The following is a 16,546-nucleotide window of genomic DNA, read 5'->3' as shown; positions in this document are numbered from 1 at the left end:
GGAGAGGTCATGACTGTCGTGCAGGAGAGTCCCCCGTCCGCCACCGGCGGGTCCGAGGCCCGCCGGCCGGCGATGCGGGTACGCAAGCGGGACGGCGACACCGAGCCGGTGGACGTCGGCAAGATCGTCCGGGCGGTCGAGCGCTGGGTCGCCGACCTGGACGAGGTGGACCCGCTGCGGGTGGCCACCAAGACGATAAGCGGGCTCTACGACGGGGCGACCACCGCCGAGCTGGACCGGTTGTCGATCCAGACCGCGGCGGAGCTGATCGGCGAGGAGCCGCAGTACTCGAAGCTGGCGGCGCGGCTGCTCGCCGCGTACGTGGACAAGGAGGTCCGCGGTCAGGGCGTGGCGAGTTTCAGCCAGTCGATCGCGTACGCGCACGGGCTGGGGCTGATCGGCGACGAGACGGCCGCGTTCGTGGCCCGGCACGCCCGCAAGCTCGACGACGCCGTGGACCCGGACGGCGACCTCCGGTTCGAGTACTTCGGACTGCGCACGGTCGCGGACCGCTACCTGCTTCGGCACCCGCAGTCGCGGCTGGTGGTGGAGACACCGCAGTACTGGCTGCTGCGGGTGGCCTGCGGGCTGTCCCGCACCCCGGGCGAGGCGGTCGGCTTCTACCGCCTGATGTCCAGCCTCGCGTACCTGCCCAGCTCCCCCACGCTGTTCAACTCCGGCACCCGGCACACCCAGATGTCGTCGTGCTTCCTGGTCGACTCGCCGCGCGACGAGCTGGACTCGATCTACGAGCGGTACCACCAGGTCGCGAAGCTGTCGAAGTTCTCCGGCGGCATCGGCATCTCCTGGTCGCGGGTGCGGGGCCGGGGCGCGCTGATCCGGGGCACCAACGGCCGGTCCAACGGCATCGTGCCGTTCCTCAAGACGCTCGACGCCGGGGTGGCCGCGGTCAACCAGGGCGGCCGGCGCAAGGGCGCGGCCTGCGTCTACCTGGAGCCGTGGCACCCGGACGTGGAGGAGTTCCTGGAGCTGCGGGACAACACCGGCGAGGAGTCGCGGCGTACGCACAACCTCAACCTCGCCAACTGGATCCCGGACGAGTTCATGCGCCGGGTCGAGGCCGACGGCGAGTGGTCGCTCGTCGACCCGTCGGACGCCCCGGAGCTGCCCGACCTGTACGGCGAGGCGTTCGACGCCGCGTACCGGGCGGCCGAGAAGAACGCGGTGCGCACGGTGAAGGCCCGGGACCTGTACGGGCGGATGATGCGCACGCTCGCGCAGACCGGCAACGGCTGGATGACGTTCAAGGACGCCGCGAACCGGCTGTCCAACCAGACCGGCGAGCCGGGCAACGTGATCCACCTGTCCAACCTGTGCACCGAGATCCTGGAGGTGAACGACGACGCCGAGACGGCGGTGTGCAACCTCGGGTCGGTGAACCTCGGCGCCCACGTCACCGCCGACGGCGTGGACTGGGAGCGGCTGCGCGCCACGGTCCGCACCGCTGTGGTCTTCCTCGACCGGGTGATCGACATCAACTACTACCCGGCCGAGCAGGCGGCGGCGTCGAACCCGCGCTGGCGGCCGGTCGGGCTCGGGCTGATGGGGTTGCAGGACGCGTTCTTCACGCTGCGCCTGCCGTTCGACTCGGCGCAGGCCAGGGAGCTGTCCACCCGCGTCCAGGAGGAGATCCTGCTGACCGCGCTGGAGACGTCCGCCGGGCTGGCCGAGCGGTTCGGGCCGCATCCGGCGTACCCGCAGACCCGGGCCGCGAAGGGTGACCTGCACCCGGACCTGTGGGGCGCGGAGCCGGCGCAGGCCGGACGGTGGGCGGCGCTGCGCGAGCGGATCGCCGCACACGGGCTGCGCAACTCGCTGCTGGTGGCGATCGCGCCGACCGCCACCATCGCCTCCATCGCCGGCTGCTACGAGTGCGTGGAGCCGCAGGTGTCCAACCTGTTCAAGCGCGAGACCATGTCCGGGGAGTTCCTCCAGGTCAACACGTACCTGGTGCGGGAGCTGAAGGCGCGCGGGCTGTGGACGCCGCAGGTCCGCGACCGGATCAAGCGGGCCGAGGGCTCGGTGCAGGACATCGCCGAGCTGCCCGCGCCGGTTCGGGAGCTGTTCCGCACCGCCTGGGAGCTGCCGCAGCGGGCGCTGATCGACCTGGCCGCCGCGCGGGCGCCGTTCGTCGACCAGTCCCAGTCGCTGAACCTGTTCCTGAGCGCGCCGACCATCGGCAAGTTGTCCTCGATGTACCTGTACGCCTGGAAGGCCGGGCTGAAGACCACCTACTACCTGCGTTCCCGTCCCGCCACCCGCATCCAGCAGGCCACCGTCGCGCCGGTGCTCGCCCCGGTCTCCGGCGTGGTCTCCGCCGTGAGCGACGACGAGGCGCTGGCCTGTTCCCTGGAGAACCCCGAGAGCTGCGAGGCATGCCAGTGACCACCACCGCACCGACCCGGCACATGCTGCTCGACCCCGGCATGGACCTGACCCTGCGGCCGATGCGCTACCCGCGCTTCTTCGACCGCTTCAAGGACGCGATCAAGAACACCTGGACGGTCGAGGAGGTGGACCTGCACTCCGACCTCGCCGACCTGGCGAAGCTGTCCCCCGCCGAACGGCACCTGGTGTCGCGGCTGGTGGCGTTCTTCGCGACCGGCGACACCATCGTCGCCAACAACCTGGTGCTCAACCTCTACCAGCACGTCAACTCGCCCGAGGGCCGGCTCTACCTGTCCCGGCAGCTGTTCGAGGAGGCGGTGCACGTCCAGTTCTACCTGAACCTGCTGGACACGTACGTGCCGGACGAGAAGGAACGGTTCGCCGCGTTCGCCGCGGTGGAGAACATCCCGTCGATCGCCCGCAAGGCCGAGTTCTGCTTCCGGTGGATCGACTCGATCTTCGAGCTGCGCGAGCTGCGGACCCGCGCGGACCGGCGGGCGTTCCTGCTCAACCTGATCTGCTTCGCCGCGTGCATCGAGGGCCTGTTCTTCTACGGCGCGTTCGCCTACGTCTACTTCCTGCGCTCCCGGGGCCTGCTCAACGGGCTGGCCTCCGGCACCAACTGGGTGTTCCGGGACGAGTCGATGCACATGGCGTTCGCCTTCGACGTGGTGGAGACCGTACGCGCCGAGGAGCCGGACCTGTTCGACGACGAGATGGAGAAGCAGGTGAGGGAGATGCTGGCCGAGGCGGTGGAGTGCGAGGTGGGCTTCGCCGCGGACCTGCTCGGGCAGGGCGTGCCCGGGATGTCGCTCGCGGACATGCGCGAGTACCTCCAGCACGTGGCCGACCGGCGCCTCGCAGTGCTCGGCATCGCCCCGATGTACGGCAGCGGCAACCCGTTCGCGTTCATGGAGTTGCAGGACGTGCAGGAGCTGTCCAACTTCTTCGAGCGCCGGGTGTCGGCGTACCAGGTCGGGGTGACCGGGTCGGTCACCTTCGACGACGACTTCTGACCGCCGCCCCCGCCCCGGCCGTCACGGCGGGGGCGGGACCGGGCTCTCACCGGGCAGCGCCGTCGCCCGGACCCGCCCGATCAACGCCACCACGGCGACCGCCATCACGGCCACCACCACGAACGCGCTGCGCAGGTTCAGGGCACCGGCGAGCAGGCCGATCACCGGCGCCGCGAGCAACGCGCCCGGCCACTGGCCCATCGCCACCACCGAGACGCCCTCACCGGAGGTGAGGCGCGGCTGCTCGCCGGCGAAGCCGAGCACCGTCGGGGTCACGCACGCCAGGCCGAAGCCGAGCAGTCCGAAGCCGGCCATCACCGCGGCCGGATGGGGGTACGCCACCGGCAGCGCCACACCCGCTGTGGCGACGAGCGCGGACAGCCGCACGAAGCGGATCCGCCCGAACCGGCCGGCCAGCCGGTCTCCGACCAGCCGGGCGACGGTGGCGGCGAGCGACAGACAGGTGTACGTGGCGGCGGCGAGCACCGCGGCGGCGCCCGCCACCTCGGTCGCGTACAGCGCGCTCCACTGTGCGCCGGCCATCTCGATGAACGAGGCGAGGAAGGCGATCACCGCGAGCAGCAGCAGCTGCGGGGTGAACCGGTCGCGCAGCCGTCGCCGGGCCTCGCCGTCCTTCGTCTCCTGCCGGGGCGTATCAGGCAGCCAGCGGTGCGTGCCGACCAGCAGCGCGCCCAGCAGGACGCTGGTGACCGCCATCTGCGCCGACGGGGACATCCCGATCGCCGCGGCGCCGGTGCCGCAGAGGCCGCCGGCCAGCATGCCGATGCTGAAGCCGGCGTGGAACGTGGACAGGATCGGCCGCCCGTAGCGCTTCTGCACCTCTACCGACTGGGCGTTCATCGGCGTGGCCAGCAGGTTCGCCGCGAAGCCCCAGACCGCCAGGCCGCCGACCAGCGCCACCACTGTGGTGGACGCGGCCAGCAGCGGCGCGTTGAGCAGGATCAGCGCGGCCCCGGCCAGCGCCAGCCGGCGGGTGTTGATCCGGCTGATCAGCACCGCCACCACGACCAGGGAGACCAGCTCCCCGGCGTTCGTGGCGATGTTCGCCAGGCCCCAGCCGGTGTTGCCGACGCCTACCGCGTCCCGCACCTCCGGTACGCGGGCCGACCACCCGCCGATGGCCAGGCCCATGATGACGAAGAGCAGCGCCACCGACCAGCGGGCCCGTACGGCCGAGCGTGGCACCGGCGGCGCGGGCTGCTCCGTCGTGTGCTGGTTCGTCGAGGTGTCCGTCATGGTCGTCGTACCTCTCTCCGATCGGTCCGTCGGAACTCCTACCCGATCGCGTGGTCGAGGAAGCACGCACCGTCAGGAAGGCGTACCCGCTCCGGGGTGGTGGCCGGGTCGGTGACGAGCGCCGAGACCACCGCGACGTAGTCGTCGATCAGGCCGCGTACCAGGTCGTCGCCGAACACGCCCCGGTTGCGGATCACCACGCCGCCGGCCCGGTCGTCGTCCACCACGACGATCGGCGAACCCCGCTTGACCCAGACGGGCAGGCATTCGGGCGGCACGTCGGCGGCGACCACCGGCGGCGGTGTGCCGGGCGCGGGCCGGGCGGTGATGTCGACCGGCTCCACCCGCAGCCCCGGGCAGTGCAGCACCGGCGACGCCGACGCGGCGGACTGGAACCAGGCGTCGAACAGGTGGTTGTCCGGCCAGGGGCGGATCGCCGCGAAGTCGGGGCGGACCGCCCGGGCCAGCCGGTGGAACGCGGTGGCGTGCGCGACGGCCTCGGCCAGCGAGGTGTGCGCGGCGCCTACCACCGCGCTCATCGGCGCGTCCGCCGCGACGTCGACCGGCAGGTAGACGTTGTTCGTGAACTGACCGACGAGCTGCCGGGACAACGGGCTCTCCCGGCCCAGCGTGGTGGTGCCCAGCACCACCCGGGACCGGCCGGCCCGCCGCGACAGCAGCACCAGGTACGCGGCCAGCAGCAGCACGTACGGGCTGGTGCGGGCCCGCCGGGCGGCCGGACGCAGCCGCGCGGTGACCTCCGGCGGGAACGCGAAGCGGGTGGCCACCTCGGCGCTGAGCGCGACGTCCGGCGCCGGCGGCGACGCCGGGAAGAGCTGGTACGGCTCCACCGGCCGCAGCCGGTCCCGCCAGTACGCGGCCCGGGCGGCGGCGTCGACGCCGTTGCCGGCCTGCTCCGCCTCCTGGAGCGCGGCGAGCGCGGTGGGGCCCACGCCCAGCGGCGGCTGCGGATCGGCCGCGCCGAGCCGGGCCGAGTACGCGTGGCACAGGTCCTCCACCACGACGCGGCACGACCAGCCGTCGGAGACCATGTGGAAGAAGCAGAGCGCGAGCACGTGCTCGGTCTCGGAGAGCCGGACCAGGGCGGCCCGCCACAGCGGCGCCCGGCCGGGGTCGAACGCGTCGTTGCGGTGCGCGTACGCGATCCGCTCGACCCGGGCCTGCTGCTCGGCCGGCGGCAGGCCGGACAGGTCGACGTACTCCAGCGGCGACTCGACGTGCGGCAGGATCCGCACCTCGGGCTCCACGCCGATGCTGTCGAACCGCATCCGCAGCGCGTCGTGCCGGTCCACCACGTCCTGCATCGCCTGCCGCAGCACGTCGACCCGCAGCGCGCCCCGCAGCCGGCGGAACTCCACCACCACGAGCCGTGAGGCGCCGGGGCGGGCCGGGTCGAGCGCGGTCATGAACTCCCACATCATCTGCTGGCCGGGGGCCAGCGGGTACGTCGTCGGCACCACCACTCCCTCCGTCAGGCCGCCACCGGCGCGACCGGCCGGCGGTCCGCCTCGTCCGGCCGATGGTCCGCCCCGTCCGGCTGGTAGTCGGCCTCGTCCGGCGCGCGGAAACCGGTGAAGAGCAGGTCGGGGCGGCCGAGCCGGAGTGAGGTGACGAACGCGGCCCCGTCGAAGAGCGTCTCGATCGCCGCGCAGGCCATCGACTCGGCCACCGCGCGCGGTCCCCGGTCGCCGCCGAGCCGGCCGGGTGTCTTCGCGGCGATCACCGCGGCCGCGACGGCCGGCACCGCGAGCAGGCTGCGCCCACCGCTGCGCCGGGCGGTCAGCAGCCCGGCCAGCGCGGTCACGGCGAGCGTGCTGGCGGTGTTGAGCACGAACCGGCGCCGGTGCGGGTGGGCGAGGCAGAGCCACTGCTCGGAGCGCCCGTACGTGGTGAACCGGTAGGCGACAGCGCGGAACGTGTCGGCGACGCCGGTGTCGTGGGTGATCACCCCGGCCGGGTCGGTGAGCAGCACGTAGCCGGCGTCGGTGAGCAGCAGCCCGAGGTGCAGGTCCTCGCCGCCCAGCGGCATCGGGGAGTCCTCCGGGAATCCGCCGACCGCCTCGAAGACGGAGCGCTTCACCGCCATGTTCGCCCCGGCGCCCCAGGACACGCGCTCGTAGTGCAGCGGCCGGGTCAGGTCGCCGAGCAGCAGGTAGGAGCGGCGCATCACGCGGAAGAACGCGCTGTCGCCGGGCTCGACGATCACCGGGCCGGTGACGCCGGCGACCTCCTCGCCGGAGGCGCGCAGCCGGGCCGCGTACCGGGTGATCAGGTCGGCCGGCACCCGGCAGTCGGAGTCGGTGAACAGCAGCAGGTCGTACCGGGCGTGCCGGACGCCCAGGTTCCGTTTGGCGCCGACGTGCCGGGGGCCGCGCACGTAGCGGGCGCCGTACTCGGCGCAGGCGGCGCGGTGCGCGGCGGCCGCGCCGGGCGCCGAGTCGTCGACGACCACCACCTCCACCGGTTCCGGGCAGTTCGGGGCGGCGTCACGCAGGCTGCGCAGTTGACGGCGCATCTCCGCCACCCGGTCCTTGACCGGGATGACGACGGAGACGCCGCGCGTGACGGCGCGGGGTTCGGTCGGTTCGCTCACGTGCGATGCGGATCGGCTCATGTCCCGAGGTTCGACCACCCGGATACAACGCCGATACACGGCGCCGGCCGGGCCGGCTACCGCGTGTGTACCGCTGATGTATCGATGGGCATCAAGGTCGAGGACATGACGACCTCCATTCCTCTCGACCGGCGGCTCGCCGTGGACGGTGGCCGGCCGGTCCGCCCGCCCGACCGTCCGTGGCCACGCTGGCCGATCCCCGCGCCGGACGCCGCCGGCAACCTCTCCGCGGTGCTGACCGGCGGCCGGTGGGCGATCAGCAGCCCGTCCGTCGGCGGCACCGGCCTGTACGAGCGGCGCTTCGCCGCCGACTTCGCCCGCTACGTCGGTACCCGCCACTGCGTGCCGGTCGACCACGGATCGAGCGCCCTCGTCGTGGCCCTGGAGTCACTCGGCCTCGGCTACGGCGAGACGGTGCTCGTACCGGCGCTGACCTGGACCGCCTCCGCGACCGCCGCGCTGCGCGCCGGCCTGGTCCCGGTGCTCGTCGACGTCGACCGCGACACCGGCTGCGTCGGGCCGGACCACATCGACCTGTCGGTGGACCCGCGCGCCGTGGTCGCGGTGCACTGGGCCTCCAACATGGCCGACGTGCCGGCGCTCGACGCGGTCACCCGGCCGCGCGGCATCTCCGTCGTGGAGGACTGCGCGCAGGCCCACGGCGCCACCTGGCAGGACCGCCAGGCCGGCTCGCTCGGCCGGCTCGGCTGCTTCAGCTTCCAGCACGGCAAGGTGCTCACCTGCGGTGAGGGCGGGGCCGTGGTCACCGACGACGACACGCTCGCGCCGGTGCTCGAGGAGCTGCGGGCCGACTCGCGCCGCTACCGCGGCGACCGGACGCCGGCCGGCGAGCTGGACCTGGAGGAGAGCGCCGGGGTGCAGGGCGCCAACTTCTGCCTGAACGAGTTCTCCGCCGCGGTGGCCTGCGCCCAGCTGACCACCCTGGACGAGCAGCACGACGTGCGCAACCACCACTACCGGCTGCTCGGCGAGCTGCTGGCCGGCGTCGACGGGGTACGGCTGCTGCAACCGGCGCCGGACCAGACGCGCATCTCGATCTACGAGGGCACGATCGTCTTCGACGAGCTGCCGGCCGGCATGGACAACGCCGCCGTGGCCGCCGCGCTCACCGCCGAACTGGGCCGGCGGTTCTACTGCACCGACGAGCCGCTGCACCGCAGCCGGCTGCTCCAGCCGTGGACGAAGCCGCTGCTCGCGCCGCTGGCCGAACGCTTCGCGGCGATCCACCGGGAGCGCACGTACCCCAACACCGAGTGGCTCGCCGCCCACACCGTCCAGACACACCACAGCACCTTCCTCGGCACCGAACAGGACATGGAGGACATCGCCGCCGCCGTCACCAAGGTGCTCACCCGCTGAACCGCGCCGTCCCGGCGCACCCAGAGAAGGAGTCTTCCCGTGACCGTCACCCAACGCGAGACCTCGCGCGCCTCGTCCCCCGACACGGACGCACCCGTCGGCGTGTGGCTCAACGGCGCCCGCGGTTCGGTCGCCACCACCGCGATCACCGGTCTGCTGGCGCTGCGCGCCGGCATGGCCGACTCGACCGGCTGCGTCACCGACACCGGCATGCTGCGCGACGCGCCGCTGGCGAGCTGGAACGACATGGTGGTCGGCGGGCACGACATCGTCGACACGCCGCTGGAGAAGAAGGCCGAGTCGCTCGTCGACTCCGGGGTCATCCCGGCGCCGGTGCTGGCCGCCGTGCGCGGCAGCCTGCCCGAGGTCGAGCAGAACCTGCGCACCGGGTACGACGCGCGTGCCGAGACCGCGCCACTGGCCGAGGTGGTCGATCGGCTGGCCGGCGACATCGAGGAGTTCCGCAGCCGCCACGGGCTGTCCCGGGTCGTCGTCATCAACGTCTCCTCGACCGAGCCGCCGGCCGACCACCGGCCCGAGTACGACGACCTGGACGCGCTGACCCGCGCCATGGCCGACCCGGACGACAAGGCGCTGCCGGCCAGCTCGGTGGTCGCGTACGCGGCGTTCCAGGCCGGTTGCGGCTTCGTCGACTTCACCCCGTCCACCGGGGCCCGGCTGCCCGCGCTGGAGATGATGGCACAGCGGGAGCGCGTGCCGTTCGCCGGCTCCGACGGCAAGACCGGGGAGACGCTGCTGCGTACCGCCCTGGCGCCGATGTTCACCTCCCGCGCCCTGCACGTGCTCTCCTGGGCCGGGGTGAACCTGCTCGGCGGCGGTGACGGCGCGACGCTGGAGGACCCGCGCAACGCCCGCAGCAAGCTCAGCTCGAAGTCGGGCGTGCTGCCCGCGCTGCTCGGTGAGGACGTCACCGCCCCGCTGCACATCGACAACGTGCCGGACCTGGGCGACCACAAGACCGCCTGGGACCACGTCTCGTTCGAGGGCTTCCTCGGCGTCCGGATGTCCATGCAGCTGACCTGGAGCGGAGTGGACTCCACGCTGGCCGCCCCGCTGGTGCTCGACCTGGCCCGGCTGACCGCCGCGGCGCACCGGGCCGGGCACGTCGGCCCGATCGAGGAGCTGGGTTTCTTCTTCAAGGACCCGATCGGCACCGACGAGCACGCGCTCGCCGAGCAGGCGCAGGCGCTCGCCACCTGGGCCAACGGGCTGGACGGCCGCACCGACAGCTGACCTTCGCACCGGCCGCCGGCGCGGCACCCACCGCGCCGGCGGCCCCGCCCACGTATCCGTAACGAGGAGTTCCCATGTCCCACCACGTCCCGAACGCGCCGGACCGGCCGAGCACGGATCCGGTGTGGACACCGATCCTGACCGGTCTGCACGCGACCGCGCTGGACTGTCTCCAGACGAGCTTCGCCCTGCTGGCCGACCACGCGAACGGGTCCGGCAGCCACCTCGCCCTCGGCGCCCGGTTCGGGTTCCACACCCGGGACAAGGACGGCCTGGTCACCGTCGAGGCGACCTCGGACGACCGGGCCGCCGAGGCGGTCGACCTGCTGGGCCTGCGGGTGGAGGGCCGGTGGATGCAGCTCGACGGCCCGCAGGTGCGCCGGCTGTCCGCCCCGGGCCAGCCGCTCTACGTGACCGCTGACGCGTACGACCTGCCCTGGTGCCCGTACCACGAGCACGAGCACATGCGGCACAGCTTCCTCGTCACGGCCGCCGCGCCGGACGAGGTCACAGTGGTCGACGCGTATCACAACGACACCGCCTGGGGTCCTGCGCGTCCCGGCGTGTGGCGGCTGCCCGCCGCCGCGTTCGACACGGCGCTGGCCGGCGGCGCGCACACCCTGGCGGTGACGGCGCACCCGGCCCCGGAGATCGACGTACCGGCCATGCTCGCCGGCAACGCCGCCCGGGCCGGCCGGGCCCGTCCGGAGATCGACGGCTACCTGGCCCGTACCGGCGCCGCCCTGGACACGGTGGCCGGGCTGCACCGCTTCGTCCTCGACGTCTGGCTGCTGGCCCGCGCCCGCGACCTGCACGAACACTGGCTCGCCGCGGTCGCGCCGGAGGCCGCCGCCGCGCTGGCCGGGCAGGCCGCGCGCTGGCAGCAACTCGCCACGCGCAGCTACGTGGCACTGCGGCGGGCCCAGGCGGGCCGGCCGGCCGCGCCGGACCTGGCGGACACGCTCGGCGGGCTGATCGCCGACCACCTGGCCGCGCTGGAGTCGATCGCCGGACCGGCCGGCGCGACCGGCGACGACACCGCGCGGCCCGCGCCGGAGAGGGCCGGTGACGACGGCGTACGCGCGGCGGTGCTCGGCGCGCTCGGCGACACCCTGGACCTGGACGGCTCGGCCCTGCGCACCACCGACGTGCTCCGGGAACTGCCCGGCTTCGACTCGTTCCGGCTGGTCGACGTCATCGACCGGGTCGAACGCCGGCTCGGCGTCGAGGTGCCGGCCACCGCGCTGTCCGCGGCCGACCTGCGCGACGTCGGCTCCCTGTGCGCCATGTTCGGCGCCGCCACCGGAGGTGCCCGATGAGTACCGAACTGCTGCACGACCTGCTGGACCGCACCGCCGAGACGCGACCCGACGCGCCCGCCGCCGGGGACGGGACCGTCGAGTTCACGTACCGTCAGGTCCGGGCCGACAGCCTGCGCCTGGCCGGCTGGCTGCGCGGGCAGGGCGTCCGGCGCGGCGACCGGGTGCTGGTGGCGCTGCCCGCCGACGCGACCCTGCCGGCGCTGCTGTACGCGGTCGCCCGGGCCGGCGCGGTCTTCGTCGTCCTCCGGACGCCGGCCCCCGAAGTCGCCCTCGCCCACGTGCTCGACGACGCCGAACCGGGCCTGGTCCTCACCGACGACCCGGTCCTGACCGGCCTGTCCCGCGCCCGCGGCGTCCCGGTCCACAGGGCGGCCGAGGCGCGGCACGCCGCGTCCGCCGCGGCGATCGGCGACGCGCCCACCGGCCCGGCCCCGCTCGCGGTCGACCCGGTCTGCCTGATCTACACCTCCGGCAGCACCGGCATGCCGAAGGCCGTGGTGTCCACGCACGCCCAGGTCACGTTCGCGGTCCGGGCGATCCAGTCGGAGCTGCGCTACCGGCCCGACGACGTGGTGCACGTCCTGCTGCCGCCGTCGTTCGACTACGGCCTCTACCAGATCTTCCTGAGCACCGTGGCCGGCGCCCGGCTGCGCCTCGGTGATCCCGGGGACACCGGAGGCCGCCTGCTGGCGACCCTCGTCGAGTCCGGCGCCACGGTGCTGCCCTGCGTACCGTCGCTCGCGATCAACCTGCTGCGGCTGCTCGGCCGGGCCGGCGCGCCGCGCCCGCCGCTGCGCCTGCTCACAAACACCGGCGCCGCCATGCCGCCGGAGGTGCTGGCCGGCCTGCGCCGGCTGCTGCCCGGCCTGGCCGTCCAGCTGATGTTCGGCCTCACCGAGTGCAAACGCGCGGCGATCATGCCGCCCGACGCCGACCTGCGCCGGCCCGGCGCCTGCGGGCGCGCGCTGCCCGGCACCGAGATCTTCACTGTGGACGCCGAGGGGCGGCGTCAGCCACCGGGCGTCCGCGGCGAGCTTGTGGTACGCGGCCCGCACGTGATGGCCGGCTACTGGCGGCGACCCGAACTGACAGCGCAACGCTTCCGCCGCGCCCACGGGCTGTTCCCGCAGTTGCACACCGGCGACCACGGTCACGTGGACGCCGACGGGTACGTCCACTTCGCCGGCCGCCGCGACGACGTCTACAAGGAGAAGGGCACCCGGGTCAGCGCCACCGAGGTGGAGGCCGCCGCGTACCGGGTCGACGGCGTGGACGCGGCCGGGGTGCTGCCGCCGGCCGACGGCCGCGACGGCGCGACGCTGTTCGTGGTGGCCGCGCTGACCCCCGCCGACGTGCTGCGCCGGCTGCGGGAACAGCTGGAGGAGATGAAGGTGCCGGCGCGCTGCGTCGTGCTGCCCGACCTGCCACTGACCGGCAACGGCAAGGTGGACCGGCGGGCGCTGGCCCGGCTGGCGGGTGAGCACGATGGCTGACCTGCCGTTCGACACCCCGGCGTACCGCTACGACCTGGCCCGGGTACGCGCCAGCCACGCCACCCTGGTCGCCGCGCTGCCCGCGCCCAGCCGGCTGTTCTACTCGCTCAAGGCCAACCCGCACCCGGCGCTGGTCGCGGCGCTGCACACCGCCGGCTGCGACGCGGAGATCTGCTCGCCGGGCGAGCTGGCCGCGGCGCTACGGGCCGGTGTGCCGGGCGAGCGCATGCTCTACACCGGACCCGGCAAGCGCGACGCCGAGGTGGCCGAGGCGGTGCGCGCCGGTGTCCGCTGGTTCTCCGTCGACTCGCCCGAGGGCCTGGACCAGGCCGACCGGATCGCCACCGCGCACGGCGTCGAAGTGCGGTGCCTGCTGCGGGTCAACGACCGGGTGCCCAACCCGGGTCAGGGGCTCACCATGACCGGCGTCGCGTCCCAGTTCGGCGCCGACGCCGACTGGATCGAACAGGAGCCGCAACGGTTCCGCTCCCGCCCGTCGGCCCCGGTACGCGGATTCCACCTCTACACCGGCAGCAACGTCGACTCGGTGGACGCGCTGGTGGCCCAGTTCACCGCGGCGGCGCGTACCGCCCGGCGGCTGCGGGACCTGCTCGGCATCGACCTGACCCTGCTCGACCTCGGCGGCGGCTTCGGCGCGCCGTTCGCCCGGCCCGGCCGCAACGCGGACCTGACCGGCCTCGCCGAACGGGTCGCCGCGGCCCTGGACGAGCTCTTCCCCGGCTGGCGCGACGGGGCGCCGACGGTCGCCTTCGAGTCCGGACGGTTCCTCACCGCGACCGCCGGCACGCTGCTGACGCGCGTGCTGGACGTCAAGCGGTCGCAGGGTACGCCGGTGGTGGTGCTGGAGTCCGGCATCAACCACCTCGGCGGGATGTCCGGCCTGCGCCGGCTGCCGCCGCTCGTACCCGCCCTGCACGCCGCCGACGGCCGCGACGGCGCGCCGCTGGAGGCCGCGATCGTCGCCGGGCCGCTGTGCACGCCGCTGGACACCTGGGCCCGCGCCGCGAACCTGCCCGACGTGCGGCCGGGCGACGTGCTGGCCGTGCCGAACGTCGGGGCGTACGGGCTCTCGGCGAGCCTGCTGGCCTTCCTCGGCCACCCGGCGCCGGTCGAGGTCGTCTGCGACGGCGACCGCGTCGTCGAGACGTCCCGGCTGACCCTGACGCGGCACCCGGTCGACGCGCCGGGCGCCACTGCCGAAACCCGAGAAGAAAGGTGACGTCAATGAACGCCGAATTCACCGAGTTGCTCCGCCCGTTCCTCAAGTTCGCCGGCGCGGACGAGATCACCGAGGAGTCGCGCCTGCGCGACCTCGGCCTGGACTCCATGCGCGAGATCGAGCTGCTGTTCGCCATCGAGGACACGTTCGGAGTCGCCGTGCCCGACGACAAGCTGGTCGACTCGACCTTCGCCACGGCCGGCGGGCTGTGGGGCGTGGTCGAGGAACTGCGCGCCCCGGTCGGCGGTGGTTCCCGATGACCGCGACCGCCGGGTACGCCCCGGCCGCCGAGACCGTCGCCGAGGTCGCTGCGGAGCACGCCCGCCAGTCCGACGAGGACGCCGCCTTCCCGACCGAGGCGCTGACCGCCATGCGCCGTACGGGGCTGCTGGGGCTGCTGGTCCCGGCCGCCGAGGGCGGTGCCGGCGGCACGCTGACGGACCTGGTCGACGTCACGCTGACGCTGGGCCGGGTGGACATGTCGGTGGCGATGGTCTTCGCCATGCACTGCCAGCAGGTCGCCGCGATCACCGCGTACGGCGGCGAGAAGCTGCGCGCCGAGGTGCTGCCGACGGTGGCCCGGGGCGAGCGGTATCTCGGCTCGGTCACCACCGAGGCCGGCAAGGGCGGTCACCTGCTGACCGCCGAGTCGGCGCTGGAGCACGACGGCGAGATGCTGCGGATCGACAGGCAGGCACCGATCGTGACCGGCGGCCCCTACGCGGACGCCTTCCTCATCACCACCCGCGCGCCGGGGGCCGGGTCGGCCGCCCAGGTGGACCTGGTCTACGCCGACCGGGACCAGGTGGAGACCGAGGTGACCGGCGGGTGGCGCCCGCTGGGCATGCGGGCCACGCACAGCGTGCCGATGCGGCTGCGCGGCGCGGTGCCGCAGTGGCAGGTCATCGGCGAGCACGGCGGGTTCCGGGAGATCGCCACCCGGGTCTTCGCGCCGCTGGCCCACGTCGGCTGGTCGGCGGCCTGGATCGGGGCGGCGGCCGGTGCGTACGCCCGGGTGCTGCGGCACGCCCGCAGCGAGGCGGGACGGCGGCAGTTCGCCCCCTCCTCCGAGCTGGTGCTGCTGCGGCTGGCCGGCATCCGCACCCGGCTGGACGCGGCGCACGCGCTGCTGCGGCACACCGTCGCGGTGGTCACCGACGCGCCGGACATGTCGGCGGCGCCGGTGCAACTGCTGCTCAACACGCTGAAGATCCGGGCGGCGGAGGAGTCCTTCGCCGCCGCCGACGAGCTGGTCGAGCTGACCGGCCTGCGCCACGGCTACCTGACCGACTCGCCGCTGACGCTGGAGCGCACCTTCCGGGATCTGCGCTCGGCCTCGCTGAACTACGCCAACGACCGGCTGCGCCTGGCAAACGGGGCGTTGTCGCTGCGCGACCCGGGGGTGCGTCTTGCCTGAGCCGACGCCGGCCGGGGACGACGCCGCCGCGGTGCGGGCCGCCCTGTCCGGTGCGGACCCCACCGACCCCGGCGCGGTGTGGCGCGCGCTGGGCGCCGCCGGGATCGTCGAGGCGCTCTACCCGGACGGCGTCCAGCCGGACCCCCGGCGGCTGTCGGCGCTGCTCACCGAACTGGACGCCCGGTGCCCGCTCGGCGTGACGCTGTCGGTCTGCGTGCAGGTCGCCACCGTACTGCCGCTGCTGGCCGGCGCGACCGGCCCGGCGGAGACCGCGCGGCGCGGCATGCTGCGCGGCGAGACGGTGGTGGCGCTCGCCGTCACCGACGCCGCCGGGTCGGGCTCGGACCTGCTCGACGCCACGACCCGGGTGAAGCCCGGCGACGACGGCGCCGTCCTGGACGGCGGCAAGGACTGGATCACCAACGCGACGAGCTGCGACGCGGCGCTGGTGCTGGCCCGGCACCGCGAGGCGCGGCACTTCACCAGCTTCTGCTGGGTGCTGGTGCCCGCCGCCGCGCCGGGCGTGACGGCCGAGTCCGCCGGGCGGGCGTTCGCCGGGTCCGGCGTGGGCCACCTGCGCTTCGCCGGCGTGGCGCTGGGCCCGGACGCCGTGCTGGGCCGCCCCGGCCGGGCGCTGGCCGGGTTCGCCCGGCAGGTCGGCGTCGAACGGGTCGCCGGGGCGCTGTGGGCCCGGGCGATGTGCCACCGGATGCTGACCGGCCTGCACGACTGGCTGCGGCGGCGGCCGGCCGGGGCGGGCACGCTGTGGGACCGCCCGGCGGTCCGCGAGCGGTACGCCCGGTGCCTGGTCGCCATGCACCAGCTCGACGCGCTGTGCGCGCCGCTGCTGGACGCGCCGGCCGCCGTCCCGTCCGCGGTCACCGGGATGCTGCTCAAGGTCAGCGCCGCCGAGACCGTGGACCGGGTCGCCGCCGAGGCGGTGCGCCTGCGCGGCGCGGACGCGTTCCGCGACGGCGGGGAGGCGCAGCTGCGTACCGAGGCGGTCATGTTCGGCATCGCCGGTGGCGCCACCGGCGCAATGCTCGCCGGCATCGCCGACCACGCCGACGAACTCGTGGGCACGGTGACCTGAGCACGACGTCCCGCGCCGGTGGCGCCGGAA

At 74.2% G+C, this 16,546-nt stretch carries 13 protein-coding genes; 10 read left to right on the top strand and 3 right to left on the bottom strand.

All coding sequences use genetic code 11. The features are described from left to right. The first annotated feature begins 9 nt into the window (after positions 1–9). Both AC2CHG_RS06120 and AC2CHG_RS06115 read left to right on the top strand, forming a co-directional pair. Positions 10–2,406, top strand: a complete 2,397-nt coding sequence (locus AC2CHG_RS06120; protein WP_410054932.1) for a ribonucleoside-diphosphate reductase subunit alpha — start codon at positions 10–12, stop codon at positions 2,404–2,406. Further along, on the top strand, positions 2,397–3,425 hold the full coding sequence (locus AC2CHG_RS06115; RefSeq protein ID WP_262014265.1) for a ribonucleotide-diphosphate reductase subunit beta: 1,029 nt from the start codon (positions 2,397–2,399) through the stop codon (positions 3,423–3,425). Before AC2CHG_RS06120 ends, AC2CHG_RS06115 begins: the two co-directional genes overlap by 10 nt. 21 nt (positions 3,426–3,446) lie before the next feature. Here the strand turns inward: AC2CHG_RS06115 and AC2CHG_RS06110 are convergent, their stop codons facing one another. From AC2CHG_RS06110 to AC2CHG_RS06100, 3 genes are read right to left on the bottom strand one after another with little or no spacing between them, the layout of a single operon-like run. Further along, positions 3,447–4,682, bottom strand: a complete 1,236-nt coding sequence (locus AC2CHG_RS06110; protein WP_484524333.1) for an MFS transporter — start codon at positions 4,680–4,682, stop codon at positions 3,447–3,449. A gap of 38 nt (positions 4,683–4,720) precedes the next feature. Further along, positions 4,721–6,160, bottom strand: a complete 1,440-nt coding sequence (locus AC2CHG_RS06105; protein ID WP_262014263.1) for a condensation domain-containing protein — start codon at positions 6,158–6,160, stop codon at positions 4,721–4,723. Between the two features lie 14 nt (positions 6,161–6,174). Next, positions 6,175–7,317 (bottom strand): glycosyltransferase, encoded by a 1,143-nt coding sequence (locus AC2CHG_RS06100; protein ID WP_484524332.1) that lies wholly within the window; start codon positions 7,315–7,317, stop codon positions 6,175–6,177. Positions 7,318–7,422: 105 nt separating this feature from the next. On the opposite strand from AC2CHG_RS06100, the gene AC2CHG_RS06095 reads away from it, so the two are divergent. The 8 genes from AC2CHG_RS06095 to AC2CHG_RS06060 all read left to right on the top strand — a co-directional run bounded on the left by AC2CHG_RS06095 (position 7,423) and on the right by AC2CHG_RS06060 (position 16,516). Then, positions 7,423–8,697, top strand: a complete 1,275-nt coding sequence (locus AC2CHG_RS06095; protein WP_484524331.1) for a DegT/DnrJ/EryC1/StrS family aminotransferase — start codon at positions 7,423–7,425, stop codon at positions 8,695–8,697. 39 nt (positions 8,698–8,736) lie between these two features. Further along, complete coding sequence (locus tag AC2CHG_RS06090) at positions 8,737–9,951, top strand: inositol-3-phosphate synthase (RefSeq protein WP_484524330.1); 1,215 nt, start codon at positions 8,737–8,739, stop codon at positions 9,949–9,951. Positions 9,952–10,025: 74 nt separating this feature from the next. Further along, entirely contained in the window at positions 10,026–11,270 is a 1,245-nt protein-coding gene (locus AC2CHG_RS06085) for an acyl carrier protein (RefSeq protein ID WP_269696696.1), read from the top strand. After that, positions 11,267–12,766: a class I adenylate-forming enzyme family protein gene (locus tag AC2CHG_RS06080; RefSeq protein ID WP_269696695.1), complete on the top strand. Its 1,500-nt coding sequence runs from the start codon at positions 11,267–11,269 to the stop codon at positions 12,764–12,766. The genes AC2CHG_RS06085 and AC2CHG_RS06080 overlap by 4 nt, the downstream gene beginning before the upstream one ends. After that, a complete protein-coding gene (locus tag AC2CHG_RS06075) occupies positions 12,759–14,006 on the top strand; it encodes a type III PLP-dependent enzyme domain-containing protein (RefSeq protein WP_194799943.1) in 1,248 nt (415 codons plus the stop codon). The genes AC2CHG_RS06080 and AC2CHG_RS06075 overlap by 8 nt, the downstream gene beginning before the upstream one ends. A 5-nt stretch (positions 14,007–14,011) precedes the next feature. Then, positions 14,012–14,266: a phosphopantetheine-binding protein gene (locus AC2CHG_RS06070; RefSeq protein WP_135239575.1), complete on the top strand. Its 255-nt coding sequence runs from the start codon at positions 14,012–14,014 to the stop codon at positions 14,264–14,266. Continuing rightward, on the top strand, positions 14,263–15,423 hold the full coding sequence (locus tag AC2CHG_RS06065; RefSeq protein ID WP_281600862.1) for an acyl-CoA dehydrogenase family protein: 1,161 nt from the start codon (positions 14,263–14,265) through the stop codon (positions 15,421–15,423). The genes AC2CHG_RS06070 and AC2CHG_RS06065 overlap by 4 nt, the downstream gene beginning before the upstream one ends. Further along, a complete protein-coding gene (locus AC2CHG_RS06060; protein WP_484524329.1) occupies positions 15,416–16,516 on the top strand; it encodes an acyl-CoA dehydrogenase family protein in 1,101 nt (366 codons plus the stop codon). The genes AC2CHG_RS06065 and AC2CHG_RS06060 overlap by 8 nt, the downstream gene beginning before the upstream one ends. The last annotated feature ends 30 nt before the right edge of the window (positions 16,517–16,546 follow it).

It is taken from the genome of Micromonospora sp. ATLC20 (assembly GCF_057196585.1).
Note: the sequence above shows the minus strand (reverse complement) of the source record. Positions and strands in the feature narration are given on the sequence as shown.